At 70.3% G+C, this 26,881-nt stretch carries 13 protein-coding genes and 1 tRNA gene; 10 read left to right on the top strand and 4 right to left on the bottom strand.

Translation table 11 applies throughout. The annotated features are described in order from the left end of the window. Positions 1-50: 50 nt before the first annotated feature. Together ACFZBX_RS01555 and ACFZBX_RS01550 are read left to right on the top strand one after the other, a co-directional pair. Positions 51-584 carry a helix-turn-helix domain-containing protein gene (locus ACFZBX_RS01555; RefSeq protein ID WP_391530747.1) on the top strand — a complete coding sequence of 178 codons (534 nt, stop codon included), beginning with the start codon at positions 51-53 and terminating at the stop codon, positions 582-584. After that, positions 581-1,132, top strand: a complete 552-nt coding sequence (locus tag ACFZBX_RS01550; protein ID WP_391530745.1) for an ImmA/IrrE family metallo-endopeptidase — start codon at positions 581-583, stop codon at positions 1,130-1,132. The genes ACFZBX_RS01555 and ACFZBX_RS01550 overlap by 4 nt, the downstream gene beginning before the upstream one ends. A gap of 73 nt (positions 1,133-1,205) precedes the next feature. Here ACFZBX_RS01550 and ACFZBX_RS01545 read toward each other — a convergent pair whose 3' ends face one another. After that, a complete protein-coding gene (locus tag ACFZBX_RS01545; protein WP_391530744.1) occupies positions 1,206-2,594 on the bottom strand; it encodes a tyrosine-type recombinase/integrase in 1,389 nt (462 codons plus the stop codon). A 410-nt stretch (positions 2,595-3,004) separates the two neighbouring features. Between ACFZBX_RS01545 and ACFZBX_RS01540 the strand changes: the two genes are divergently transcribed. The 3 genes from ACFZBX_RS01540 (at position 3,005) to ACFZBX_RS01530 (ending at position 10,115) form a co-directional block, all read left to right on the top strand. Then, the gene (locus ACFZBX_RS01540; protein ID WP_391530743.1) at positions 3,005-5,728 is read left to right on the top strand and encodes a DEAD/DEAH box helicase; all 2,724 of its coding nucleotides are present in this window, start codon (positions 3,005-3,007) and stop codon (positions 5,726-5,728) included. 406 nt (positions 5,729-6,134) lie between these two features. After that, the gene (locus ACFZBX_RS01535; protein WP_391530741.1) at positions 6,135-7,376 is read left to right on the top strand and encodes a DUF4238 domain-containing protein; all 1,242 of its coding nucleotides are present in this window, start codon (positions 6,135-6,137) and stop codon (positions 7,374-7,376) included. 579 nt (positions 7,377-7,955) lie between these two features. After that, a complete protein-coding gene (locus tag ACFZBX_RS01530; RefSeq protein WP_391530740.1) occupies positions 7,956-10,115 on the top strand; it encodes a tetratricopeptide repeat protein in 2,160 nt (719 codons plus the stop codon). A gap of 655 nt (positions 10,116-10,770) precedes the next feature. Here ACFZBX_RS01530 and ACFZBX_RS01525 read toward each other — a convergent pair. Beyond that, entirely contained in the window at positions 10,771-11,145 is a 375-nt protein-coding gene (locus tag ACFZBX_RS01525; protein WP_391530739.1) for a hypothetical protein, read from the bottom strand. A 316-nt stretch (positions 11,146-11,461) separates the two neighbouring features. On the opposite strand from ACFZBX_RS01525, the gene ACFZBX_RS01520 reads away from it, so the two are divergent. After that, a tRNA-Thr gene (locus ACFZBX_RS01520) sits at positions 11,462-11,541 on the top strand. A 100-nt stretch (positions 11,542-11,641) separates the two neighbouring features. Next, positions 11,642-12,145, top strand: coding sequence for a nuclear transport factor 2 family protein (locus ACFZBX_RS01515; RefSeq protein WP_391530738.1), 504 nt, complete (start codon positions 11,642-11,644; stop codon positions 12,143-12,145). Here the strand turns inward: ACFZBX_RS01515 and ACFZBX_RS01510 are convergent. Beyond that, complete coding sequence (locus ACFZBX_RS01510) at positions 12,142-13,383, bottom strand: hypothetical protein (protein ID WP_391530736.1); 1,242 nt, start codon at positions 13,381-13,383, stop codon at positions 12,142-12,144. The two genes, ACFZBX_RS01515 and ACFZBX_RS01510, sit on opposite strands and share 4 nt — an antisense overlap. Positions 13,384-13,429: 46 nt before the next feature. Then, positions 13,430-14,932, bottom strand: coding sequence for an MFS transporter (locus ACFZBX_RS01505; protein ID WP_391530735.1), 1,503 nt, complete (start codon positions 14,930-14,932; stop codon positions 13,430-13,432). A 134-nt stretch (positions 14,933-15,066) separates the two neighbouring features. Here ACFZBX_RS01505 and ACFZBX_RS01500 point away from each other — a divergent pair, with 134 nt between their 5' ends. From ACFZBX_RS01500 to ACFZBX_RS01490, 3 genes are all read left to right on the top strand, one after another. Next, positions 15,067-16,071 carry an Lrp/AsnC family transcriptional regulator gene (locus ACFZBX_RS01500; RefSeq protein ID WP_391530733.1) on the top strand — a complete coding sequence of 335 codons (1,005 nt, stop codon included), beginning with the start codon at positions 15,067-15,069 and terminating at the stop codon, positions 16,069-16,071. A gap of 108 nt (positions 16,072-16,179) precedes the next feature. Beyond that, complete coding sequence (locus ACFZBX_RS01495; RefSeq protein ID WP_391530732.1) at positions 16,180-17,145, top strand: sterol desaturase family protein; 966 nt, start codon at positions 16,180-16,182, stop codon at positions 17,143-17,145. 229 nt (positions 17,146-17,374) lie between these two features. After that, positions 17,375-26,866, top strand: coding sequence for an amino acid adenylation domain-containing protein (locus tag ACFZBX_RS01490; protein ID WP_391530730.1), 9,492 nt, complete (start codon positions 17,375-17,377; stop codon positions 26,864-26,866). Positions 26,867-26,881: the final 15 nt, after the last annotated feature.

The raw sequence follows: 26,881 nt of genomic DNA, 5'->3' as shown, positions 1-26,881 counted from the left end.
CTGATGCAGTCAAGCTTCAATGCCGTACTGCTGCGCGGTACGCTGCCCGTATGAGCCCCGACCGGAGCCAGCTCCCTCTCCCAGACCTTGAAGCAAGCGGGCCGGACGCCGTCGAACAGTTCGACATCGCCGAACTTGGACGCCTCCTCAAGGAGCGCCGCGGTCCCCTGTCCCTCCGACAGGCTGCCGCCGAGGCGGGTGTCAGCTTCAGTACCCTCACCCGGGTCGAAGCCGGAGCGCAGCCCGACCTCGCCACCTTCACCCGCCTCTGCGCCTGGCTCGGCGTCCCCCCGAGCCGCTTCTTCACCCCAACCACCACCCGCCAGATCTCACCCCTCGACCAGGCCATCACCCACCTCCATGCCGATCCCCGGCTCACCGGCGACGCGGCGAACAAGATCAGCTCCGTCCTGCGAGATCTCTACGACGCCCTCGCCAAGGAAGCGGTCCCCGCCGTCCCCGCTCTCGCCTGCCACCTCCGCGCCGCCTCGGTACTGCGCCCCGGCGTCCCCCAGCGGCTCGCCGACCTGCTCACCGACATGAACACCGAACTCGAACGACTCGTCGAAGCGGGAGAACTGTGACCCTGCCCCGAGGCTTCAAGGCCAACGCCGAACGAGAGGCCCTCCGGCTGCGCCGCGAACTTCACCTCGGCGACGCCGACGCCCTTGATGTCGACGGCCTCGCCGAGCACCTCAAGGTGAAGATCGTCAGCGCCGAGAAGCTCGTCACCCGCGACCGCCTCGAAGACCTCGAACGCGTCCAGGCGTATGCCTTCTCCGCCGCGACCTTCCAGATCGCCGACAGGAACATCGTCGTCACCAACCCGCTCCGGACCCCGGGCCGCAGGGCCAGTGACGTGGCCCACGAGCTCTCCCACCTCGTCCTCAAGCACGATCTAACCGAGATCCGCGAAGTCAGCGGCATGCCCTTCAGGACCTGCCGCCCCGACGAGGAGGAGCAGGCGACTGCCTTTGGCGGGACTCTGATGCTGCCCCGACCGCTGCTGCTCAGCGCGGTCCGCCGCCAGTGGGGGCCGGCGCAGATCGCCGATCACTACGGGGTGACCGAGGAGATGGCCCGGTACCGGTACAACACCACCGGAGTGGCCAAGCAGATTCGAGCCCGCTGACAGCATCGAAGGTTGGCTCTGGCCGGCGGAGCCGCCTGGGGCTGTCTCGCGGGCGCGCGAGCCGTTCGGATGACTAGGTGATCAATGGCGTGGGTCGTGCGGACGGAGACCTACGGGGAACTAGGCTCACCACGGCTTCTGCTGCTTCGCGTGCGAGGTCATCAAGCACGGTCTGGTAGATGTCTCGGGTGATGGAGGTGTTGCTGTGGCCGAGCATCTCCGACACCACGCGGACGTCCACGCCGGCGAGTAGCGCGAGGGTAGCTGCCAGATGGCGCAGGTCGTGCAGTCGTACCGGGGGAAGGTCGGCGTCGTAAACCAGGCGGGCGAACAGGTCGCTGACCTTGCCGGGGTGCAGCCAGGTCCCGTCCTCTTCGACGAAGATCCGTCCGGTGTCGACCCAGCCGGCGCCGAAGCGCAGGCGCTCCGCTTGCTGCTGCACCTCGTGGCGGAGTAGGACGTCGGTAGTGCCGAGGTCGAGCGCGACCAGTCGAATGCCGCTCGCCGTTTTCGGCTCCCCTTCGACGACGTCCCAGCCGAGCTGGACGAGCTGGGTTGCCACCGCCAGCGCGCGGGTGTCCCTGTCGAAGTCCATCCATCGCACGCCCAAGCCCTCGCCCCGGCGGGGGCCACGGAAGCAGTACAGGTGCCACAGGGCGTACAGCCGGTGATCGGAGACATAGTCGAGGAATGCGCCGGCCTGGTCGGGAGTCCAGACCATGACTGGCGAGGGCTTCTTGCCGGTCCGCTTCCACTCAGCGACGCGGGCCGCAGTCCACACCAGAGCCTTCGGCCTCGGCGCAGTCTCCAACTCGACATGTGCGGCGGGGTTGAAGGTGATCAGCTGTCGGGCAATGGCCGTGTTGAGTGCGGCCCGCAGCGTGGCCTTGATGTGGTGCTGGGTGGCCAGGCCGGTGATGCGACGGAAGGGCGGCATCGCGGTGATTGCCATATGCGCGGTGCGCCGAGCTGCCCGCCCGCGAATCGACTGGAGATCCTCCAGGGCCTGCCGCCGCTGATAGTTCTGTTCGATGACCTCGACGTTGGTCGCCGCGATTTCCTCGAACATCGCATCGAGGTGATCCACACGTAGCCGATCGAGGCGAATCTGGCCGATGCGTGGACGGAGATGACAGCGGATATCTGCCTCGTAGCGTGCGGCTCCGGCGGCCCGCAGTGTCTTCTTGCCCTTGAGCCAGGTGTCCAGCCACTCGCTGACCGTCGTTCGTGTGGTCAGGCTGTGGCCAGCCCGGAGGAGGCGGGATGTGGACTCGATGTCGGGGAGAGCAGATCGTTCCTTGACGCAGATCATGATCATATCGCTGATGCGCTGGAGGTCTTTCGGGTCGTCCTCGTCCGCGGATGCGAGCAGTGCCTGGACAAGGAGCAACTCCTTCCGGGCGCTTCGGGCAGTGTCGAAGCCGGTGCGCCGGAACTGGCGGCGCTTGCCGCCAGCGTCCACTGCGAGCTCTTGGCGCACCGACCACTGGCCGTGCTTCGGGTCGCACAGCTTCGGGCAATGGCGAGTCGGCTTGGTAGGGGTTACCGGTTCGCGGGTTCCTGCAACGGCAGTTCTGGGATATCGAACCCTTCATGACGGCCACATCCTTGGCCAATGGGGGATGCGACTTCAGCCGACGAAGCAGCCAGCCTGGGCTTGGACGTCTGTGCCCGTCCGTTCTGAGGACGGTCCTTACGGTCAGGTTGGCATGGTGACGTCGGAGAGAGTTGCTGAGAGTAACGATGGTAGTCCGGCGTGGTCGAAGCTGGAGCTACTGACCCCCATCGAGGCGAGCGCACGACCGCGAGGTGACGAAACAGCCGCATGGTGTTCGGTGGCTACAAGCTCCGCGATAGGAGGACACATAAGGCGTGTCAGCCGATAAGCTGACTGACCCGGGGCCGGATGGCTCTTTGCTGGCAGGAAGTGACCTGTCAGCGACGCTCAAGCCGCTGGCTGCGGCGAGTTGGACCAGGGTGGTTGCCATGGCATTCGAACGGAAGTCGCAGCTGCCGAGCATCCCGGACGATCCTCTGCAGCTGTACCGCCAGCTTGCCCAGCACAATCGCGGGCCAGCAGCCGTGTGGGGACACCAGCAAGATGTTCTGCGGGACTGGCACGCAAACCACCACGATGACCCAGACGTTGCGATCGAGCTGCCAACCGGGGCGGGCAAGACCCTGGTTGGGGGTCTCATCGCTGAGTACGTGCGCCGAAAAGAACAAGCGCGAGTCGCCTACCTTTGCCCGACTCGGCAGCTGGCCAGGCAGACAGCCGCCAAGCTGAACATGTACGGCATTCCCAACGTCCTACTGGTTCATGGAGTCGCATCCTGGAACCAGGCGCATCGTGCAAGCTTCGAGTCTGGTAACGCTGTAGCTGTCAGCGTCTACAGTCATGTGTTCAACAGTAATCCGGCTCTCAATCAGGCCAACCTATTGGTGCTTGATGACGCCCATGCCGCTGAGGGATACGTCGCGGGCCCATGGAAACTGGAGATCGACAGGGCCACCCACGAGAGCGCCTACCTTGATCTGCTATCTGTCCTAGCTCCGACGCTCGACCCGCTCCTTGTGGCTCGATTGTCGAAGGCGGATCCTGATAGCCAGTACCTCTCCCAGGTTTACTTGGCTTCGCCTCTGGGGGTGACAGCGCATTCTGCTCAAATCGAAGAGGTGATTGCTGCCGCGGTCTCAGCGCGGAAAGTGAGCAGGGAATCCCTATACCCTTGGCAGCTTATCCAAGGTCACGTAGCCCGCTGCATGGTCTATGTCTCATACCGGCAAATGCTGATCCGGCCGCTGATCGCTCCCACTTTCCAGCACTCACCCTTTAGCGACCCAGCGCGGCGGATCTACATGAGTGCGACGCTAGGCTCGGGTGGCGAGCTAGAACGCAGTTTCGGCCGCCGGAAGATCAAGCGCATCCCTATCCCACCCGGCTGGGACAGGGAAAGTACGGGGCGTCGCCTCTTTGTGTTCCCCGGCCTCGCTGATGACCTAGCAGCAAGCCCGGACCAGATGGTTCCCTTCCTTGCCAAGGTTGTCGGCGATGCTGGCCGAGCTGTGGCGCTGACCCCGGACCGCCGGACTGCCCAGAAATTTCGCGAGATGCTGCCTGACGACCTTCTCGTGCTGGACGCTGGCGCAGTGGAGGATGACCTGTCGGAATTCACCTCCAAGCCCTCAGCCGCGTTGGTTTTGAGCAACCGATACGACGGTATTGACCTGCCCGACGAAGACTGCCGACTGGTTGTGCTTGTTGGACTTCCAGCGCGCGGGGACCTCCAAGAGCGTTTCCTTCACGGTTCTTTGGGGGCGGTCGAGGTACTGGACGAGCGGATCCGCGCACGCATACAGCAAGGCGCTGGTCGTGCGACCCGCAACCTCCGTGACTACACGACTGTCCTCGTCCTCGGCAACGACCTGAGCACCTATCTTTCGCGCCGCGATGTGTGGAAGTACATGCATCCCGAAGTGCACGCCGAACTGGAGTTCGGCTGGGACACAAGCCAGGTTTCCTCGACTGCCATCCTTGAGAACCTCGCTGTGTTCTCTGAGCACGCCGAGGAGTGGGCAGTTGTCGATCAGGACATCAGTTCCAGCCGTGACAAACTCACCCGGTTGGAGGCGCCAAGTGCGGTCGATCTCCAGCGCGCCGTGCAGTATGAGTTGGCGGCCACCAATGCCATCTGGGAGGGAAACTGGCCCGTTGCGCTTGGCGCCATTAGGTCAGTCTTGGATAAGTTGGCTGGCAAGCACGCCCCGAAGCGATACGCGGCCTTGTGGAGCTACCTGGCGTTCAGTATCGCTGAGCGCCAGGCCGAGTTGACCGGAGATATCAGTCTCCGAGAAACGGCGAAGAAGTACTACAGCGAGGCGAGGCGGTTCAGCCAGGGCACGACATGGCTCTCGAACCTTGCCGCGCCAAGTGAGCAGCACGCTGTCTCTCCCGATCCTGACCTTTCCCCCGTTGATGCAGCTGCAATGAGCCAGGTACTGGCTCAAACGGAACTCGCTCGACCTGAAGTGTACGACGTGGAGACTGCGACGGCCCGCGCCGGACTGGCAGGTACGGAGTACGTTGCTTACGAGGCTGGCCTGGTCTTCATGGGCAAGCTTGCCGGCGCCGAGAAGACCTATGGTGACGACGGCACCGTTGATGCGGCGCCAGATGCCGTGTGGCTCTTCAAGGAGGCCCAGTGGCTGACTTGGGAAGCGAAGAGCCAGGCCAAGGCCACGGGTATGGTGGGTGCGGACAATGTACGGCAGGCTGGTGCGCACCTCCGTTTCACTGAAGCCGAGCAGGGGGGTATCGCTCCCGGCGATTCGGTCAGTTTTTTGGTGACGGCCAAGCCAGCTGTTCATCCGAGTGCGCAAGCCGTTGCCGAACCGCACGTTTATCTAGTACGGCCCACAGAGGTGTTGGACCTTTTTGATCGGTTGAACCGAGCTTGGAAGGTAATCCGATCGCGGGGCCTGAGTACTCTGTCGGTCCACAGCGTTGCGGCTATCTTCCGAGCCGAACAGGCGCTCCCTTCTCAATGGCTCCCCGATCTCCGGCGCCAGCCGCTGAAAAAGTCGTCCTCATCGTGATATCGCTTGCAAGGCGCACACCGGAGCCCCGTTCAGGTCTGTGGGGAGGGGAGCCGCGGACGCTGGCGGGGTGGCCGAGGTCTCCACGTCAGCACCGACCGAAACCTGGTGCGCTCGGGACAAGAGCTGTACGATCTTCTAAGCCGCGTCCTTCGCCAGGCCGTCAAGGGCGGTCTGGTTGGTATCGCGGGTTGCCCCTGCGGGGAATGAGTCTGACGACCGTCGGAGCAGCCAGCCCGAGCTTGGATGTGTGCGCTCGTCCATTGGAGACAGCCCTTACGGTGGGGCAGGCATTGCGGCGTCGGATTTACCTGTGGAACTCCTACAACAGGCGAAGGGCCCGACGGAACCGGACTCGACTGTGTGGTGCCGGAAGCCCGGTACCCGGGTGGGCCATCATGGCGCTGTGAGCGATCCGAAGCGGCACCACTTCGTGCCCCAGATGTACCTCGCCCTCTTCGGCAACGCTCGGCGCGAGGTGCAGGTGGTCCGGTTGGCGACCGGGCGGTCCACCACGGAGAGCACCAGGAAGGTCGCCGCGTCGAATCACTTCTACCGCGTCGAGGTGGACGGGGAGCAGAGCGTCCACATGGAGACGGCTGCCGCCGCACTGGAGAGCCGTGCGGCTCCGGTACTCAAGGAGACCGCCGATCCTCAGCAGCGGAAGTGGCCGCTGCCCCGGGACACCCGGCTGAACGTCGCCTTCTTCCTCGCCTTTCAGCACCTTCGTGTGCCGACCGCCCGGGACGCCCTGGAGGCACTCCACGAGGTGCTCCCGGAACTGCTTCGGAACGCCGGTGTCGAAGCGGGGGCCACCGACCTGAACCTTCCCCTCCTGCACGGGGCGTCGATGCTCGGCCCAGCACTGCCCAGCGGGGCGGCAGAGCTCTGCGACCGGTCGTGGACCATCGTCGATTTTCAGCGGAAGTCCCTGGCGACCTCGGACGTTCCGGTCATGGCGTTGCGCGACGAGCACACCACTGACAGGACACCGGCAGGCTTGGCGGCACCGGGCGGACTGTACATCCCGCTGGCGCGGCGGACCGCGCTGATCATCGGCCCGCCGGGGACCAGCGAACAGGACGACCGGTGCGTGGCCGGCAGCACCCGCCTGGCCCGCGCGCTCAACGAAACGACGGCCCGATGGGCGAGGGACGCCCTGTTTCACCACCCGGATGACGACCCTCTGCAAGGAATCGACCTGCCCGGTCCCCGCCGAGGCAAAGTCTGCTGGGAGTACGTGACCGCCGAGACCTTGCGCGAAAGCTCTGGGCGGCCCACCGCAGGCGGGCAGATCCCTTCCGCCGAGCGGCCACGGACGCAAGGATGGCCAGGTGGACGTGACACTGACCCTTCGCCTGCGCGAACTCCTCGCCGTATACCGCGACTTGCGCAACACGAGTACGCCGTCCTCGTCGCGGGCGTCCGGCAGTCGTTGGAGGGTGAGCTCTATCGGTACGACCTCCGCTCGCCGGAGAAGCCGCAACTCCTGCTGAGCCTGACCGCTAACCGCATCTGCGACCTGGTCGTGGCGCCGGTTGACTCCGGCGAGGTGTCGCTCTGGATCCTTGCCGACGTCCACGGCAGCAGCCAGAGCCGGGCACCGCTTCTCGTCGAGGCCAGGATTTCTGCCGGAACGCAGACCTGACTCAGGGAGCCGTTATCGGGGACGTCTTCCGTGCACCGGACCAACTGGTGTAGGGGTGGCGGGTAGATTTGCCACCACGAGGTGACGGTGGGTCAGCCTTAGAAGAGACGCTGAACGGGAGTACAGAGGTGGGGCGTTCGTGGCGATGGCTGGTGGCGGCGGTGGTAACGGCGACAGCCTTCACGGTACTGACCATGGTGTGCGGGATGTGGGTGCTGCCTTCGACGATCAGGGATCCGGGCGCGCGCTGGGCAGTCGCATCCGCCCTGGGCGCGGCAGTGGCTGCTCTTACCGTCCTGTGGGGCCAAGGATTCGCCGCAGCTCCTTCCCGGCCAGCACTGGGCTTGGTCGTTGCTTCCGGCCCCCGGGCGGTCGCGGCTAAGGGACTGGTGAAAGGAACCATCACGACCGGTGACCAGGGCAGTCCTATCACGCCTTCATCGGCCAGTCAGCCGCCCATCGGTCCTGGAGTGGCGGCAGGGTCGGGATCGGTGACGGCCTCCGGGGACCGGTCTGTCGCCATCGGGGATGCATCGAGGGCGATATCACCACCGGGGACCGGGATGGCGGACCCAGGCCGTGAGGTGGCGGTGGAACAAGCCCGCTCCCGTTCAAGGGAAGCGCGTAGCTGGCCCGGACGCAGATGCCACCGTTGCCTCTGGTGAACGCTCGATCGCGATCAACACCCAGGGGGCGGCCTTCACCGGCGTTGCCACCACCGGAGACCACACGACGATCATTCACGTACCGCGGGAGGAACTGCGTCCGCCCGCAGACATCGATGCCCCGCTGGGGCTGATAAACCTGCCCGGCCGGTGTGTCGTGTTTGTCGGTCGCGAGCGAGAACTCGGCTTGCTGGACACCGCACTCGACGGCGCTGGTACTGCAGTGGTGCAGGCTCTGCACGGACTCGGCGGCGTCGGCAAGAGCGCCCTCGCCGCGCACTGGGCTGCCACTCGCGCCGGTGTCAGCAACCCCGTTTGGTGGATCACCGCCGACAATCCCGCCAACCTCGACGCGGGCCTTGCTGCCCTGGCCGCAGCTCTGCAGCCAGCCCTCGCACAGCTCCCGGCAGAGCAGTTGGCCGAACGCGCCATGCAATGGCTCGCCACCCACACCGGCTGGCTCCTAATCCTCGACAACGTCGATAACCCAGACCAGCTCGCTCCACTGATCGCCCGCGCCACCACCGGCCGGATCCTGATCACCAGTCGCCGCGCCACCGGCTGGTACAACACCGCCATCCCTATCCCCCTTGATGTCCTCGCTCCAAATGAGTCCATCGACCTCCTGACCCACATCATCACCCACGGCGGTCGCCGCACCGCTGACGCCGCCGAACTCTGCCACGAACTAGGCCACCTGCCGCTCGCCATCGAACAAGCAGGCGCCTACATCACACAGACCGGCATCACCCCTGGCGCCTACCTGCGCCTGCTCGCCGACCACCCGTCCGATATGTACCGCGAGACGGCCGAGGGCCGCGACCGCGAACGTACGGTCGCCCGCGTCTGGCGCATCACCCTCGACCGGCTTGCCGACACCCCCCTCGCCGGCCACATCCTGCGCGTCATCGCCTGGTGGGCACCCAGCGGCATTCCCCGCAGCTTCCTCGACCCGATCGACAGGGCTCCCGAGGTTCACCGCGCGATCGGCCGCCTCGCCGCCTACAACATGATCACCATGGACGTTGACAGCCTCGCCGTCCATCGCCTCGTCCAGGCTCTAGCCCGCACTCCAGATAACGACGACCCCCACCGGCAAGCCGCAGACATCTCCGTTGGTCTCCACCATGCCACCGCACTGCTCCTCGGTGCCCACCCCGCTTCCCCGTACACGCCGCGTACCTGGGCCGAATGGCGTACTTTGACGCCGCATGTCGACGCCCTCAGCCAGCACACACCGTCCGGCACCGACACACCCACCACCGCTGACCTCTTCCACCATGTCGGAGTTTTTCATCGACTCCAGGGTGAGATCCCACGGGCCACCGCCCACCTAGAGCGCGCTCTCGCCTGCCGGGTGCGGATGCTGGGTGAGAACCACCGAGACACCCTTACCACCCGGAACGACCTCGCCAACGTCTTTCAGTCGACGGGTGACCTGAGCCGGGCCATCCCCCTGCACAAGCAGAACTTCACCGACATGATGTGGGCGCTGGGGCTGGACCACCCCGACACACTGACAGCCTGCAACAACCTTGCCACCGCCTACGAGTTGGCAGGTGATCTGCGCCGGGCGATTTTCCTGCACGAGCAGAACTTCGCAGACCGGGCACGGGTTCTGGGCGAGGACGACCCTGACACGCTCGCCTCCCGCAACAACCTTGCCAGCGCCTACCAGTCGGCAGGTGACCTGCACCGGGCGCTCCCTCTGTACGAGCAGAATCTTGAGGACATGACGCGAGCGCTGGGTGAGGACCACCCTGACACGCTCGCCTCCCGCAACAACCTCGCCAGCGCCTACCAGTCGGCAGGTGACCTGCACCGGGCGATCCTCCTACACCAGGAGACCCTCGCAGGCCGGGCGCGAGTTCTGGGCGAGGACCATCACAGTACGCTCGCCTCCCGCAACAACCTCGCCATCGCCTACGAGTCGGCAGGTGACCTGCGTCGGGCCATCCCCTTGTATGAGCAGACCTTCGCTGGCCGGGCGCGTTTGCTGGGTGAGGACCACCCCGACACGATCACGGCCAGCAACAACCTCGCCGGCGCCCGACGAGTTGGGTCTGTTCGGTGAGGGATTCGCTTTCCTAGTCGAAGTCGATCCACCGGGCGCCGATGCATTCTCCGCGGCGGGGGCCGCGGAAGCAGTACAGGCGCGAGTGCGTAGAGCCGGTGCTCGGCGACGTGGTCAAGGAAGAGGCCGGTCTGGGCGGGGGTCCAGACCATGACTGGCGAGGGCTTCTTTCCGGTGCGCTTCCACTCGGCGATGCGGGCGGTGGTCCACACCAGGGCCGTCGGTTTCGGAGCGGTCTCCAGTTCGACGTATGCGGCGGGGTTGAACGTGATCAACTGCCGGGCGATGGCCGTGTTGAGAGCGGCTCGCAGTGTGGCCTTTATGTGGTGCTGGCTGGGTGGCCAGGCCGGTGACGGACGGAACGGCGGCATCGCGGCGATGGTCACACGTGCGGTGCGCCGAGCGGCCCGCCCGCGAATCGATCGAAGATCCTCCAGGGCCTGCCGCCGCTGGTAGTTCTGTTCGAGGATCTCGACGTTGGCTGTCGCGATCTCCTCGAACATCGCATCAAGGTGATCCACGCGCAGTCGGTCGAGGCGGATCTGGCCGATATGTGGCTGTAGATGACAGCGGATGTCCACCTCGTAGCGTGTAACTCCGGTCACCCGCAGCGCCTTCTTGCCCTTGAGCCAGGTGTCCAGCCAGTCGCTGACCGTCACTTTCGGGTGGTCAGGCTGTGGCCGGCCTTGAGAAGGCGGTACGTGGTCTCGACGTCGGGGAGGGCGGATCGCTCCTTGGCACAGAGCATGATCATGTCGCTGATGCGCTGGCGGTCCTTCGGGTTACCTTCGTCCGCGGACGCGAGCAGTGCCTGGACGAGAAGCAGCTCCCGCCGGGCGCCTTGCGCGTTGGTGAAGCCGGTGTGTCGGAACTGGCGACGCTTGCCGTCGGCGTCCGCAGCGAGTTCCTGACGCATCGACCACTGGCCGTGCTTCGGGTTGCGCAGCTTCGGGCATGGCGAGGTGGCTGGGTAGGGGATGCCGGTCCGCGAGTTCCGGCAATGGCAGGTATGGGAGATTGAGCCCTTCATGAGGCCCTCGTCCTCGGCCGACGGAAGGTACGACTTCAGTCGGCGGGGCAGTCGGCCTGGGCCTGGAGGCGCGCGTTCGTCCGTAGGGCTTTCGCGGGGGACGGTCCTGGCAGCGGGGTCGGCATGTTGCCGGAGATAGTCGCTGAGAGTGATAAGGGTAGTCCGGCCTCATCGAAGCTGGAGTGGATGACTCTCATCGGGCCAGGGGTGCCCACAAAGTGCCCGGGACGTTCGGGTACCCATGGGACAAGTGGCACCGCTTGGGACTCACTGGCATACCCAGAGGTACTCTGGCCAGGCAAAACTGGGATTGGGGGCCGCTTACTGGGACTGGTGGGCACGTGACCGAGCGTGCTCGTAATGCGTAGGTCGCGGGTTCGAATCCCGCAGGCGGCTCGCACCCGAAGGGCCCGGTCAGTTCTCTGACCGGGCCCTTCGGTTTTCGGGGAGGGGCGGCGGGGCGTGAGGCTTATGGTGGTGATGGGGCGTCAGCCGGGTGGACGGGGGCGCTGGGAGGCGGGGTGGGGACGTGTATCACGCTGTTGTTCGGCGCAATCTGCGGAAGTCGTTCGGTGAGGTGAACCGGGGGAACTACGGGGCGATCGTGCGGCAGTTCGCGCCGGAGGCGGAGCACTGGTTCTCAGGGCGGCACGCGTTGTCGGGGGCGCGGCGGAGCGGGGAGCAGATCCAGCGGTGGTACGACCGGTTGGCGGAGGTCATGCCGGATCTGCGGTTCGAGGTGAAGAAGGTGGTGGCGAAGGGGTGGCCGTGGGACACGGTGGCCTTCGCGGAGTGGGTCGACCACCTCACGGACCGGGAGGGGAACCGGTACTCGAACCAGGGGGTGCACGTGGTGCGGATCAAGTGGGGGCGGATCACAGAGCTGCACATCTACTGTGACACCGAGCTGTTGGAGCGGGTGCTGGAGAAGATCGGGGGGCAGGGGGTCGGGGAGGCCGTCGCCGAGCCGGTCGGGGAGCCCGGGCCCTGGGGCTCCTAGAGGAAGAGGCGTTCCCACCAGGGGACGGGGGTGGGGACGGGGGGCTCGGGGACGATCGGGACGAAGTGGCTCTCGATCGGGGTGTCCCACTCGATGAGGGTGGCCGGGAACCAGGTGACCGGTTTGGTGTCGTCGCGGGCGTTGGCCCAGGCGGCGAGGCGTTCGGCGGGCTCGCGGGAGGGGAGGAGGCCGCGGTCGTCGGTGGTCACGCCGAGGTCGCGCACGGCGTCCTGGTGGAGGTCGTTGCAGAGCCAGGAGTGCAGCGCGCCGTCGTCGTAGCCGAGTACCTCCCAGCCGATCTCGTGCCCGTCTGCGGCCGGCTCGGGGGCGGGGCCGGCGTCGGCCGGGCGGTCGAGGTGGGCGAGCAGGACCGGCTCGTCCACCACGGAGGCGCGGATGTCGGCGACGAAGCCGGCGGCGTGCTCGGCGGGTATCAGCAGCGCGTACAGCCGGGCCTCGGCGGGCACTTGGATGGTCGCGCAGGCTGCCAGGGCCTCCTGCGGGGTGTCGAACCAGCAGCCGTCGTCGGGGAGCCGGTCGATCAGGCAGTCGCAGGCCGTGGTCAGCCGTTCCAGCGGGAGGCCGAGGCCGGTCAGCGCTTCGGGGACCGCCACGAAGTAGCCCGCGAGCAGCGGATCGCCGACGACGGGAGCGGCGGGCGCTGGGGGAGTGCGGTGGCGGGGCGGTCCCAGTTCGGGGCGGGCTTCGCCCCTGCGGGGCGGGCGGCGTTCGGCGAGCCAGAAGAGGTAGCCGCGCAGGTACTTCTCCAGCCCGCCGTCGAGGTAGGCGATGTAGTCGCGCAGACCCTGGGCGGAGTCCTGGTAGTGCTTCCGGTACTCGCCGCTGGCCCGGGCCAGGTGGTCGGAGGCCGTGACGGCCCACTCCCGGACCCGGCCGCGCCCGTGCCACCACTCGCGGACGCCCGGGACGGTCCAGTGGTCGTCACCGTCCATCGCGAAGCCGCCGTGGCCGAAGAAGCAGCCGCTCAGGAGGTCGAAGGTCTGCACAGGGTCGGTCGGCTGGCGGTAGACGAACTCCCGGCCGTCGTCGTCGTACGCGATGTGGAACGGCGCGTCGAGCCGGCCCATCTCCATGGTGTCCGTGTCGGCGCCGTAGAACGGGCCGGGGACGTTGCGCCAGTTGCGCTCCCGCCAGAGACCGCCGAACTGGTCCAGGTGCGGGTTCTCGACGAGCAGGTGCCGGGCGGTCGGCAGGGGGTCCCAGTATCCGTCGGGCATGGGGAGCGGTCCGTTCGCTGGTGCCGGCTGCGGACCGCCAGTCATATCAGAGCTCGGAGGCGGCGGTGCGGCCTCGGTCGGGGGCCGGGACGGGGGCGCTCTCCGGGCGGCGGCGCAGCAGGACCGCGACCAGGGCGGCGCCCGCCAGGGCGGTGAGGCCGGCGGCCAGCAGGGTGTGGTTCAGGGCACCGGCGAAGGCCGTCCGGAGCAGGTCCCCGGGCAGGCCGGCCGGGGGGCGTCCGGCGCTCAGGGCGGAGGCGGCGGCGTCCGGGTCGGCGGCGGCGTACGGGTGCCCGGCCAGGGCGTCGCGCAGTCCGCGGTGCAGGACGAGGCCGAACACCGCGATGCCGAAGGCCTGGCCGAGCTGGCGGAAGGTGTTGAGGGCGCCGCCGGCCATGCCGCCGCGCTCCGGCGGGACGGCCGCCATCGCGCCGGAGGCCAGGATCGGGCTGACCGCGCCGACCCCGAGGCCGGTCAGCGTGAGGCCGGGCAGCAGCGCGGGCCGGCCGGACGATCCGTCCAGCACGGCCTGGAGCAGCGAGCCCAGGCCGATCACGGCCAGGCCGCCGGCCAGTGGGACCGCCATCGGCAGGGCGGCCAGCCGACGGCCCGCCAGCGCGGAGACGGTGAACGCGGTGGCGCTCATCGGCAGCAGGGTGAGCCCGGCGGCCATCGGGCCCAGGCCGAGCACCGACTGCAGCCACAGCGAGGTGTAGGGCAGCGCGGAGAACGCGGCCGCGGAGTAGACGGCGCCGCACAGCAGCACCCCGGTGAAGGCCGGGCGGCGGAACAGCGCGAGGTCCAGCAGCGGTTCCGGGCTGCGGCGTTCGACCAGCAGGAAGACGGTGAGCGCGACGGCGGCGGCCGCGCCCGCGCCGAGCACGGCGGGTGAGGTCCAGCCGTCCGACCCGCCGCGGATCAGCGCCAGGACGGCCGCGCCGGCCGCGACGGTGAAGGACGCGGCGCCGGGCAGGTCGAGCCGGCGGGCGGCCGGGTCGCGGGACTCCGTCAGCGTGCGGCGGGCCAGGACACCGCCGGCCAGCGCCAGCGGGAGGTTCACCAGGAAGACCGACCGCCAGCCCAGGAACTCGGTGAGCAGACCGCCGGCCACCGGCCCGACGGCGGCGGCCGCGCCGCTGACGGCGCCCCAGACGCCGAACGCCACCGCCCGGTCGCGGCCCCGGTAGGCGAGGTTGAGCAGTGCCATCGCGGTGGCGAACATGGCCGCGCCGCCCACTGCCTGGACGATCCGCGCCGCCACCAGGGTGCCGCCGTCCGGGGCGAGCCCGCAGGCGAGCGAGGCGAGCGCGAACACGGCCAGGCCCGCCGTGTACACCCTTCGCCGGCCCGCCCGGTCGGCCAGTGCGCCGAGGCCGAGCAGCAGCGCGGCCAGCGCCAGCGCGTAGCCGTCCAGCACCCACTGCAGGCCGTCGAAGCCCATGTCCAGCCCGGTGCCGATGTCCGGCAGCGCCACGATCACGATGCTGACGTCGGTCAGCAGCATGAACACCCCGATGCTCACCGCGACCAGCGGTCCCCACTTGCGCATCCCCGTCGTCCCCGCTCCCTCGCTCCGCGTCGGCCGCTGCGGCGGACGCCCCGTCACCTTCGGGCCTCGGGCGGCCTACGCGCCGCCCGGTCGCGTATTTCCGGCGGATCTCGACACGCCCTACCATCCCGGTGGTGGAAACCCTGACGCTGGACGAGGTGGACCGGGCGCTGCTGCACGCCCTGCAAGTGGACGGCCGGGCGCCGTTCCGGCGGATCGCCGAGGTGATCGGGGTGTCCGACCAGACGGTGGCCCGCCGCTACCAGCGGCTGCGCGCCGCCGGGGTGGTGCGGGTGGTGGGGCGGACCAGCGCCCGGCTGCTCGGGCAGGTCGACTGGCTCACCCGGATCCGGTGCGTGCCGGACGCCGCGGCGTCGATCGCCGAGGCACTGGCCCGGCGGCCGGACACCTCCTGGGTGAGCCTGCTGTCCGGCGGCGAGATCGTCTGCAACGCCCGGGCGCAGGTCCGGCCAGAGCGTGAGGAACTGCTGCTCGGCAGGCTGCCGCGGACCCCGCGGGTGCTGTCGGTCGCGGCGCACTACCTGCTGCGCACCTATGTCGGCGGGCGGGTGGCGTGGAGCGGGCGGACCTCGGCGCTGAGCACCGGGCAGGTGGAGCGGCTCCGTGCGGCGGCGGCCGGGTCCGCTCCCTCGGGCGGCGCGGCGGTGACGCCTGCGGCTCCGGCGGTGCCGGTGGTCCTGGACGAGCTGGACCGGGCGCTGCTGGCGGAGCTCGCGGTGGACGGGCGGACGTCGTCGGCCGGGCTGGCGGCCCGGACCGGGAGCCCGGAGGCGACGGTGCGCCGGCGGCTGGCCGCGCTGGGCGCCGGAGGGCTGCTCTTCTTCGACGTGGACGTGGACCCCCGGCCGCTCGGCTACGAGATCGAGGCGTTCTGCTGGCTGACGGTGGCTCCGGGGCGGCTGGCCGCGATCGGCCGGGCGATGGCGGACCAACCGGAGGTGGGCTTCGTGGCGGCGACCACCGGGCCGACGAACCTGGTGGCCGGGCTGGTCTGCCGGGACGCCGAGGCGTTCTACACCTACCTGACGGAGCGGCTGGGCGCACTGGAGGGGGTCGGCACGCTGGAGACGGCGCCGGTGGTCCGGAGCGTCAAGCGCGCCGGAATGATGATTCATTAATCTAATGAGCTGTAAAAACCCGTCGATGGCTGGAACTCAATGACTCCTGGCGGATTATCCGCCTGGCGATCATCAGACAAATCGAGAATTCCATGATTCCCCTCGAAAATGCCTCGCCAGGCGTTCCGGGCGGCCTTAGTATCTGAACGAACACTTTCGGTGATCGTTCGACTGTGGACCGCAAAGGGGGTCGTCGTGGGGGAGTGGCCTCGAACCGCTGTGCGTCATGCCGCGTACCCGTTCCTGCTGGTCATCCTGGTTGCGATCTCGGCCGCTTCCCTGCGTCTGCGCTGGGACCTCGGCCGTGCGAGCCAGCTCTTCCTGCTCGGGACGATCGGGTACATGGCACTGCTCGAACAGTTGATTCCGTACGAACCGGAGTGGGTGCCGAATGTGCGCGAGTGGGGCTGGTACGGGATCTATTTCGTCCTGACGACGATCGGCGGGGCCCTGTCCCAGGTGCCCGTTTCCGCCCTCGTCGGCTGGGCGGCGCCGGACCGCGGGGTGCTGCCGCTCTGGGCGGAGATCCCGGCCGCGCTGCTGCTCGGCTCACTGGCCAACTACCTGGTCCACCGCTGGTGCCACACCAATCCGAGGCTCTGGCGGCTGCACGGGGTGCACCACGTCCCCGACAAGGTGAACGTTGGCAACAACGGGGTCAACCACCTGCTGGACGTCGTGCTCACCCAGGGCTGTGTCCAGTTCTCCCTGGCGCTCGCCGGATTCTCGGAACCGGCGGTGTTCGTGGTGGGCCTGTTCGTCGTCGCCCAGGGCTACTTCGTGCACGCCAACATCGACGTCCGGCTCGGCCCGCTCAACCATGTGCTCGCCGGGCCCGAGCAGCACCGGCTGCACCACAGCACCGACCTGGCGGAGGCCGGCCACTACGGCTCCGACCTCTCGGTGTGGGACCACGCCTTCGGCAGCTTCACCTGGCGGCCGGGGCGCCGTCCAGCCGCGGTGGGGCTGACCGATCCGGGGGCCTTCCCCGCCACCGGCCGGGTGCTCGCCAGCCACGTCCAGGCCTGGCGCCGCCCCGCCCGGGCCGAGGGCTCCCCGACCGGCTCGACCTGACGCACCCACCTCACCTTCGCCCCTCCGCACCCCCGTTGACCGTCCCGCCGACCGCACCCCGCCGACCGCACCCCGTTGACCGCCCCTCCCACCGACCGGCTCGTCCCTTCGGCCGACCCGGTGTCCGGCCTGCCCGGAACCGGCGCCCGGCCCGTGTCCCCGGCGCGCGCGGACGCTCCCGACAACCCGCCCGCGCGCGCGAACGCAGCGACCCAAGGACTCGACTCGCATGACGGATTCCCGCTTCGTCAACTCCCCGGAACCCTCCGAACGCCCCGCACCGGCCGGTCCGTCCGCCGCCGGGCGGGAGAAGATCGCGATCATCGGGATCGGCCTCCGCCTGCCTGGCGGGGCCTGCGACCACCGGTCGTTCTGGCAGAACCTGGTCGACGGCAAGGACTGCATCACCCCCACCCCGCGCAACCGCTACGACGTCGCCACCCTCGGCAGCCGCGACAAGGCCAAGCCCGGTCGGCTGGTCGGCGGACGCGGCGGCTACATCGACGGCTTCGACGAGTTCGACCCGGCGTTCTTCGGCATCAGCGGACGCGAGGCCGATCACATGGACCCGCAGCAGCGGAAACTGCTGGAGGTCGCCTGGGAGGCGCTGGAGGACGGCGGACAGAAGCCGGCCGAGCTGGCCGGCCGCGAGGTCGGGGTCTACGTCGGCGCGTTCACCCTGGACTACAAGATCGTCCAGTTCTCCGACCTGTCCTTCGAGACGCTCGCCGCGCACACCGCCACCGGCACCATGATGACGATGGTGTCGAACCGCATCTCGCACTGCTTCGACTTCCGCGGCCCCAGCGTCTCCATCGACACCGCCTGCTCCTCCTCCCTGGTCGCCGTCCACCTCGCCGCACAGAGCCTGCAACGCGGCGAGACCGATCTGGCACTGGCCGGCGGCACCCTGCTGCACATCGCCCCGCAGTACACGATCGCCGAGACCAAGGGCGGCTTCCTCTCCCCGCAGGGCCGCTCGCGCACCTTCGACGCCGCCGCCGACGGCTACGTCCGGGCCGAGGGCGTCGCCGTGGTCGCGCTCAAGCGGCTCTCCGACGCCCTGCGCGACGGCGACCCGGTGCACGCCGTCGTCATCGGCAGCGGCGTCAACCAGGACGGCCGCACCAACGGCATCACCGTGCCCAACCCGGACGCCCAGGTCGCGCTGATCGAACGGGTCTGCGCCGAGGCCGGGACCACCCCGGGCAGCCTCCAGTACGTCGAGGCGCACGGCACCTCCACCCCGGTCGGCGACCCGATCGAGGCGAACGCGCTGGCCCGGGCGCTCGCGGTGGGCCGCCGTCCCGGCGACGCCTGCTACGTCGGTTCGGTCAAGACCAACATCGGGCACACCGAGTCCGCCTCCGGCCTGGCCGGCCTGATCAAGTCCGCGCTCGCCCTCAAGCACCGGACCATCCCGCCGCACATCAACCTGGAGACGCTCAACCCGGCGATCGACCCGGCCACCCTGCCGTACGAGATCCCCACCGAGCCGACGCCCTGGCCGGCCCACGAGGGACCGGCCCGCGCCGGGGTCAACTCCTTCGGCTTCGGCGGCACCAACGCGCACGTCCTGCTGGAGGCCGCGCCGGAGCCCGGGCCCGGTGCCGACCGGGCCCTCGACACCGGCCACGACCCCGAGCCGGCCGCCGACCTGCCCGCCTGGACGGTGCTGCCGCTCACCGCCAGGGAGGCCGCCGCACTGCCCGAACTGGCCGCCGGCGTCCAGGCCGAACTGGCCGGTGTCCGCGGCGGCCGTCCGGCCCGTCCGGCCGATCTCGGCCACACCCTGGCGCACCGCCGCCAGCACCACGACGCCCGGCTCTCGATCGTCTACGACGCCCGCGAGCACGCCGCCCGCGCCTCCCTGGACGAGGCGCTCACCGCCCATCTGCGCGGCGAGCCGCACCCCCGGGTCCTCACCGGCCACCGCCGGGAGGCCCGGCACCGCCGGCTGGCCTGGGTCTTCACCGGCATGGGCCCGCAGTGGTGGGCGATGGGCCGTCAGCTGTTCGCCACCGAGCCCGTCTACCGGGAGGCCGTCGAGCAGTGCGCCGAGCACCTCGCCGACCTCACCGGCTGGTCGCTGACCGATGAACTCGCCGCCGACGAGGCGGCGTCCAGGATGGCTGAGACCTGGCTCGCCCAGCCCGCCAACTTCGCCGTCCAGATCGGCCTCGCCGCCCTCTGGCGCAGCCGGGGCGTACGGCCGGACGCGATCGTCGGCCACTCCACCGGCGAGGTGGCCGCCTTCCACGAGGCCGGCGTCTACGACCTGGCCGACGCGGTCAAGGTGGTGGTCCACCGCAGCCGCCTCCAGCAGCGGCTCGCCGGTACCGGCGGCATGCTCGCGGTCGCGCTCACCGAGGCCGAGGCGCTGCGCCGGCTCCGCCCGTACGGGGACGCCGTCTCCGTCGCCGCCGTCAACAGCCCGGGCTCGCTCACCCTCGCGGGGGATGAGGTGGCGCTGGCCGAACTCGCCGCCGCGCTCACCGCCGAGCAGGTCTTCGCCCGGCCGCTGACCGTCGAAGTCCCGTACCACAGCGCCCGGATGGAGCTGATCAAGGACGAGCTGCTGGAGTCGCTGGCCGACCTCAAGGCCCGCCCGGCGCAGGTCCCGCTCTACCTCACCGGGCGCGAGGGCACCGCACACGGCACCGAACTCGACGCCGGGTACTGGTGGCAGAACGTCCGCGACAGCGTGCGCTTCCGGCAGGCCGTGGAGCGGCTGGCCGACGACGGCTACGGGCTGTTCCTGGAGATCGGCCCGCACCCGGTGCTCGGCCGCTCGATCCAGGAGACCGTCGAGGCCCACCCGGGCACGGCGGACCGGCCCGAGGTACGGACCCTGCCCTCGATCCGCCGCGAGGAGGACGAGCGGGCCGTCTTCACCGCCTCGCTGGCCGCGCTGCACAACCTCGGCGTCGCGGTCGACTGGTCGGTGCTCCAGCCCGCCGGGCGGATCGTCCCGCTGCCGCGCTACCCGTTCCGGCGCGACCGGCACTGGGTGGAGCCGCCGTCGGTGGAGCAGGTCCGGCGCGGGCGGCTCGACCACCCGCTGCTCGGCCGCCGGCTGCCCGGGGCCGAACCGGCCTGGGAGGCCCGGCTGGACGCCGAGGCCCTGCCCTACCTGGAGGACCACCGGATCCAGGGCGACGTGCTGTTCCCGGCCGCCGGCTACCTGGAGATGGCCGTCCAGGCGGTCCGCGCGCTGACCGGAGGGACGGACGCCGCGCTGGCCGACATCGAGCTGCGCAAGGCGCTGTTCCTGCCGGACGAGGAGAGCCGCGCCGTCCGGCTGACCCTCGCCGCCGAGCACGGCTCGTTCACCGTGGCCACCGGCGAGGGCGCCGAGCGCACCGTGCACACGGTCGGCACCGTCCGCCCCGCCCAGCGCCGCCGGCCCGGCCGGCCACTGGACGTCGAGGCGGTGCGCGGGCGGGCCCGGCGCCGGCTCGCCGGACCGGAGTGCTACGCCGAACTCGCCGCGCTGGGCTACCACTACGGCCCCGCCTTCCAGGGCATCGAGGAGGTCTGGATCGGGCCCGGCGAGGCGCTGGCCAGGATCCGTCCGACGGCGGCGGTCGCCGGGCAGGGCGCGCACCACCAGGTGCACCCGGTGGTGATGGACGCCTTCTTCCAGACCCTGCTGACGCCCCAGCTACTGGACGGCCGCCCCGAGGTCGCGGGCATCCGGCTGCCGGTGGCGATCGCGGAGGTCCGGCTGGAGGCGGTCGGCGAGCGCCCGCTCTGGGTGCACGCCACCGTCACCCGGGACGCCGGCAGCGAACTCGTCGGCGACCTCGCGGTGCACGACGAGCACGGTGCGCCGCTCGGCGGGATCACCGGCTTCCGGGCCGCCGACGTCGAGCAGGCGGCCACCGCCGTCGGCCTCGGCACCATCGACGGCTGGCTCGCCGAACCCGCCTGGACGGAGCTGCCGGCCGCCGCCGACACCCCCGACCTGCTGGCCGAACACCCCGACCGGTGGCTGCTGTTGGCCGACCGGGGCGGCGTCGCCGAGGCGCTGGCCGCGCGGATCGCCGAGCGCGGCGGTGACTGCCTGCTGGTCCGCCCCGGCCCCGGCTACCGGTCCGCCGACGGCGACCGCCCGGCCACCGTCGACCCCGGCTCGGGGGACGACCTCGCCCGGCTGCTCGCCGACCGCAGGGCCGCGGGCCTCCCCGACCCGGCCGCCGTGGTCCACCTGTGGAACCTCGACCGGCCCCGGCTGGCCGGGGCCGACCACGCCACAGTCGCCGGTCACACCGACACGGGCGCCTACAGCCTGGTCGCGCTGGCCGCCCTGCTGGCCGCCGAACTCCCCGACTGCCGGCTGCACGTGGTGACCCGCTCCGCGCAGCCCACCGCCCCGGGTGAGCTCGTCGAACCGCTCGCCGCCCCCGCCTGGGGCATCACCCGCGTGCTGCGCCACCAGGAACTCCCCTCCCACCAGGGCAAGCTGATCGACCTCGGCGAGGAAGCGGAGACCGGGGCCGCGGCGACCAGTGCCGCGGCGACCACGGCCGCAGAGGCCGAGGCCCTGCTGCGGGAGTTCGCGCTCGCGGACGAGGACGAGATCGCCCTGCGTTCCGGGCGCCGGCTGACCTGCCGGCTGCGGACGGCCGAGGGGCTGAGCCGCCCGCTCGCGCCACGGCTGCGCGCGGACGCGGCGTACCTGGTGACCGGGGCGTTCGGAGCGCTCGGGCGGCTGCTCTGCCGCACCCTGGTGAAGCGCGGGGCGCGCCGGCTGATCCTGGTCGGCCGCAGCCCGCTGCCGCCGCGCGAGCAGTGGCGCGACCTCGACCCGGCGAGCCCGGCCGGGCAGCGGACGGCGTTCCTGCGCGAGCTGGAGGCGCTCGGCGCCGAGCCGGTCCCGGCGCCGCTGGACGTCACCGACGAGGCCGCGCTGGCCGCCTGGCTGGCCGAGTACCGGCGGCTGGACCGGCCGCCGATCAGGGGCGTCTTCCACCTCGCCGGACAGGTCAGGGACACCCTGGTGGGCGAGCTGGACCGGTCGACCTTCGAGACCGTCCACGGCCCCAAGGTGCTCGGCGCCTTCGCCCTGCACCGGCAGTTGGCCGGCGAACCGCTCGACCACTTCGTGCTGTTCGCCTCGATCGCCTCGCTGCTGACCACCGCCGGACAGACCAACTACGCCGCCGGCAACGCCTTCCTGGACGCCCTGGCCCACCACCGCCGCGCCCTCGGCCTGCCCGCGCTCAGCCTCGACTGGGGGCCCTGGGCCACCGGCATGATCGAGGAACTCGGCCTCATCGATCACTATCGGCACAGCCGGGGCATGAGCTCGCTCGCCCCGGAGAGCGGGATGGCCGTGCTGGAGCGGGTGCTCGGCCAGGACCGCGCCCAACTGCTGGTCGCCACCGTCGTCGACTGGCCGGTGTTCCTCTCCTGGTACCCGGCGCCGCCGCCGCTGGTCACCGAACTCGCCGTGGCTGCCCGGGAGTCCGCTCCGGCCGCCGGGCAGACCGGCCTGCTGGACGCGCTGCGGGCGGCCGGCGAGGAGGAGCGGCGGGGGCTGCTCACCGGGCGGTTCACCGCGCTGGCCGGAACCGTGCTGCGGGTGCCGGTCGAGCAGATCGACCCCGCGGCCGGCCTCGGCGTCCTCGGCCTGGACTCGCTGCTCGCGATGGAGCTGCGGGCCCGGCTGAGCGCCGAACTCGGCGTCACCCTCCCGGTGGTGGCGCTGCTCGGCAACACCCCGGTGGCCGAGCTGGCCGCCCGGCTGCACGAGTCGCTGGCCGAGCTGCTGGACGAGGACCCGGACGGCGCCGGCGCGACCGAGGTCGAGCGCTACGAGGACGAGTCGGCCCACCCGCTGACCCAGAACCAGAAGGCGCTCTGGTTCCTCAAGCAGCTCAACCCGGACGGCTTCGCCTACAACATCGGCGGCGCCGTCGAGGTCCGGGTGGAGCTGGAGCCCGAGCTGATGGCCCTGGCCTTCCGGACCATGGTCGAGCGCCACCCCAGCCTGCGGGCCAACTTCGTGCTGGACGGCGGCCGGGCCGTGCAGCGGATCTCCACCGCCGTGGAGCCGGACTTCGGCGTCTTCGACGTCGAGGGCCTGGCCTGGGACGACATCCACGCGATGATCGTCCGCGAGTACCGCAAGCCGTACGACCTGGAGCGCGACCCGCTGGTGCGGTTCCGGCTGTTCCGGCGCGGACCGGCCCGTTGGGTGATCATGAAGGCCGTCCACCACATCATCTCGGACGCGATCTCCACCTTCACCTTCATCGAGGAACTGCTCGCCGTCTACGAGGGCCTGCGCCGCGGCCGGGCGCCCGAACTGCCCCCGGTGGCCGCCCGCTACCTGGACTTCCTCAACCGGCAGAACGCCTTCCTGGCCGGCCGCGAGGCGCCGAGGATGCTGGAGTACTGGCGCTCCCACCTCCCCGCCGAGGTGCCGGTGCTCAGCCTGCCCACCGACAAGCCGCGTCCGGCGGTGCAGACCCACAACGGCGCCTCCGAGTTCTTCGTCCTGGACGAGGAGCTCAGCGCCCGGGTGCACGCGCTGGCCCGCGAGCACAACGTCACCGTCTTCATGGTGCTGCTCAGCGCCTACTACCTGCTGCTGCACGCCTACGCCGGCCAGGACGACATCATCGTCGGCAGCCCGGTGACCGGCCGCACCGACGAGGAGTTCGCCGGCGTCTACGGCTACTTCGTCAACCCGCTGCCGCTGCACGTCTCGCTGGCCGGCGCGCCGACCGTCGCGGAGCTGCTGGACCGGGTGCGGACCACGGTGCTCGGCGGGCTCGACCACCAGGAGTACCCGTTCGTGCTGCTGGTGGAGAAGCTCGGGCTGCAGCACGACCCGAGCCGCTCGGCGGTCTTCCAGGCGATGTTCATCCTGCTCCACCACAAGGTGGCCACCGAGAAGTACGGCTACCACCTGGAGTACATCGAACTCCCCGAGGAGGAAGGCCAGTTCGACCTCACTCTGTCCGCCTACGAGGACGAGGCCGAGCACCGCTTCCACTGCGTCTTCAAGTACAACACCGACCTCTTCCTGCCCGCGACGATGGCCCGGATGGCCGGCCACTACGTCAACCTGGTCGAGGCGCTGACCACGGCCGCCCCGGAGCGGGCCGCCACCGGCCTGGAACTGCTCGGCCGCGAGGAGCGCGCCGTGGTGCTCCGGCAGTGGAGCGGCGCCGATCGCCGGGTGCCCTTCCCCGAGCCGGTGCACGAACTGGTGCTGCGCGCGGCGGCGGCCGACCCGGCGGCACCCGCGGTGGCGGCGCCCGCCGAGTCCGGCCCGACCGCCCGGCTGAGCTACGGCGAGCTGGCCGAGCGCTCCCGGCGGGCCGCTGCCCGGCTGCGCGCGCTGGGCGCCGGACCGGGCACCGTGGTGGCGCTCTGCCTGCCGAAGTCGCCGGAGCTGATCACGGCCCTGCTCGCGGTGCTCCGCACCGGCGCCGCCTACCTCCCGCTGGACCCGGCCCACCCGGTGGACCGGCTGGCGTACATGGTGGGGCACGCGGGCGCCGCCCTGCTGGTCGGCGACGACACCGAGCGCCTCGGCGGGCTGCCCACCCGGCTGGTCACCACCGCCGAACTCGACGCACCCGCCGAACCCGGCCGGCGCGAAGGCGGGTTCACCGACGCCGACGCGGTGGTGGGCCACGACGACCCGGCGTACGTCATCTACACCTCGGGCTCGACCGGCCGGCCCAAGGCGGTGCGGGTCTCCCACGGCAACCTCGCCTCGGCGTACCGGGCCTGGCACGCCGAGTACCGGCTGGACACCGACGTCCGGGTGCACCTCCAGATGGCCAGTCCGTCCTTCGACGTCTTCACCGGTGACGTGGTCCGCGCGCTCTGCTCGGGCGGCGCCCTGGTGCTGATCGGCCGGGAGCTGCTGTTCAACACCGCCCGGCTGTACGAGGTGATGCGCACCGAGCGGGTGGACGCCGCCGAGTTCGTCCCCGCGGTGGTCCGCACCGTCCTGGACCACTGCGAACGCACCGGCCGGGACCTGGCGTTCATGCGGCTGCTGGTGGTCGGCTCGGACGTCTGGAAGGTCGAGGAGTACCAGCGGCTGGGCGCCCTCTGTGGGCCCCGCACCCGGCTGGTCAACTCCTACGGCCTGACCGAGACCACCATCGACAGCGCGTACTTCGAGGGTTCGGCGGACGGCCTGGAGCCCGGCCGGATGGTCCCGATCGGGCGGCCGTTCCCCAACAGCGCCTTCTACCTGCTCGACGGCCAGGGCCGCCCCGTGCCGCCCGGCGTCACCGGTGAGCTGTGGATCGGCGGCTCCGGCGTCGCGCTCGGCTACCTCGGCGACGAGGAGCAGACCGCCCGCCGGTTCGCCACCCTGCCGCTCGGCGGCGACGACGGCGACGGCGGCACGCAACCCGTCCGGCTCTACCGCACCGGCGACCTCGCCCGCTGGGACGCCGACGGCGGGGTACACCTGCTCGGCCGGGCCGACTCGCAGATCAAGGTCCGCGGCCACCGGATCGAGCTGGGCGAGATCGAGACCCAGCTCGCCGACTGGCCCGCACTGGAGCGGGCGGTGGTCACCGTCTGGCCGGACCGCGACGGCGAGCAGGTGCTCTGCGCCTACTGCGTGCCGGCCGCCGGGCAGGTCTTCGACCACCGCGAACTGCGCCGCCACCTGGCCGGGTACCTGCCGACCTTCATGATCCCGACCCACTTCGTCGAGCTGTCCGCGCTGCCGCTCACCGCCAACGGCAAGGTGGACACGGCCGCGCTGCCCGCTCCCCGCACGGACGGTGTGGAGGCCGCCGAGCCGCCGGTCACCCTCTACGAGGTCCGGATGGCCGAGCACTGGCGCGCGCTGCTCGGCATCGAGGAACCCGGCCTCCAGCACGACTTCTTCGAGTCGGGCGGCTCCTCGATCAAGCTGATCGAGCTGATCCACGGGTTGCAGGCCGAGTTCAACATCAGCATCCCGGTCAGCCGGCTCTTCAAGGTCACCACCCTGCACGGGATGGCGAAGACCGTCGAGCACATCATCACCGGCCGGATCGAGGGCGCCCAGCCGTACCTCTGGTTCAACCAGGAGCAGCAGCAGACGCTGTTCTGCTTCCCGCCGGCCGGCGGCCACGGGCTGGTGTACCGGCAGTTCGCGGCGCACCTCCCGGAGTACCGGATGGTCGCCTTCAACTACGTGAGCGGCGACGACAAGGTCGACCGGTACGCCGACCTCGTCGAGGCGCTCCAGCCGGAGGGCCCGTGCGCCCTGCTCGGCTACTCGCTCGGCGGCAACCTCGCCTTCGAGGTGGCCAAGGAGCTGGAGCGGCGCGGCCGGGCGGTGCCCAATGTGGTGATCATGGACTCGCACCGCATCCCGGAGTCCTTCGACCTCGGCGACGAGCACCTCCAGGCCTTCGAACGGGAACTGGCCGAGCACCTCCAGCGGCACACCGGCTCGGCCGCGGTCGCCCAGGAGACCCGTGAACAGGCCCGGGACTACCTGCGGTTCTGCAGCCGCACGCCCAACCTCGGGGTGGTCACGGCCGCGCTCAGCGTGATCTCCGACGACGAGAAGGTGGCGCTGTACGAGGCCGGGCAGCACGGCGCCTGGCACGGCAGTTCGGCCACCCGGACGGCGGTCTTCCGGGGCTTCGGCCCGCACGCCGAGATGCTCGACCGCGAGTTCATCGCCCACAACGCCGGGCTCGCCCGGTCGATCCTCACCGGAGCCGCCCCCCATGCGTCCTGACACGGTCCGGGGCCG

It is taken from the genome of Kitasatospora sp. NPDC008115 (assembly GCF_042957205.1).
In the GTDB taxonomy this organism is placed as follows: Bacteria; Actinomycetota; Actinomycetes; order Streptomycetales; family Streptomycetaceae; genus Kitasatospora.
This window is presented reverse-complemented; position numbering and strand designations above follow the sequence as displayed.

What these genes read in the sequence shown, in the direction of transcription:
- ACFZBX_RS01555 (WP_391530747.1), top strand. Translation starts at nt 51, where the DNA reads ATGAGCCCCGACCGGAGCCAGCTCCCTCTCCCAGACCTTGAAGCAAGC.
- ACFZBX_RS01525 (WP_391530739.1), bottom strand. Translation starts at nt 11,145, where the DNA reads ATGAAGGGCTCAATCTCCCATACCTGCCATTGCCGGAACTCGCGGACC.
- ACFZBX_RS01510 (WP_391530736.1), bottom strand. Translation starts at nt 13,383, where the DNA reads ATGCCCGACGGATACTGGGACCCCCTGCCGACCGCCCGGCACCTGCTC.
- ACFZBX_RS01505 (WP_391530735.1), bottom strand. Translation starts at nt 14,932, where the DNA reads ATGCGCAAGTGGGGACCGCTGGTCGCGGTGAGCATCGGGGTGTTCATG.
- ACFZBX_RS01495 (WP_391530732.1), top strand. Translation starts at nt 16,180, where the DNA reads ATGCCTCGCCAGGCGTTCCGGGCGGCCTTAGTATCTGAACGAACACTT.
- ACFZBX_RS01490 (WP_391530730.1), top strand. Translation starts at nt 17,375, where the DNA reads ATGACGGATTCCCGCTTCGTCAACTCCCCGGAACCCTCCGAACGCCCC.